Raw genomic sequence first — 578 nt, forward strand, 5'->3', positions numbered from 1 at the left:
TAGAAATCGATACCTTCGAACAACGAATCAATTTCAATGGTGGTCTGGGCTGTAGACGACAAGGTACGTTTAGCCCTCTCACACGAAGTCCGCAATCTCCTAAGTGCCCTAGGGTTTCCAGTAATATCCTTTTTGTTCTTCCTCTTAAACTCCTGCACAAAATGGTTGACCATCCTGTTGTCGAAGTCCTCACCGCCAAGATGCGTATCCCCAGCCGTTGCCTTCACCTCGAAGATTCCCTCCTCGATGGTTAGGAGGGAAACATCAAAAGTACCACCTCCAAGATCAAAAATCAAGACGTTCTTCTCCCCAACACTAGTCGCCTTCTTGTCCAGACCATAAGCAATGGCTGCCGCTGTTGGTTCATTAATGATTCTCATCACATTCAGGCCTGCAATTACACCTGCATCCTTCGTGGCTTGCCGCTGAGAATCGTTGAAGTATGCAGGAACAGTAACAACGGCATTTTTCACAGAAGAACCGAGATAAGCTTCAGCAATCTCTCTCATCTTCATTAGGACCATCGAAGAGATTTCCTCAGCAGCAAACTGCTTGTCTTCTCCCTTGTAATCAACAAT

General features: G+C 46.2%; 1 protein-coding gene. It reads right to left on the reverse strand.

The features are described from left to right. Positions 1-578, reverse strand: a 578-nt coding sequence (locus tag C6N31_RS47190) for an Hsp70 family protein (RefSeq protein ID WP_198359644.1), incomplete at both ends; no start/stop codon positions are given.

It is taken from the genome of Streptomyces fildesensis, assembly GCF_016107395.1.
Classification (GTDB): Bacteria; Actinomycetota; Actinomycetes; order Streptomycetales; family Streptomycetaceae; genus Actinacidiphila; species Actinacidiphila fildesensis.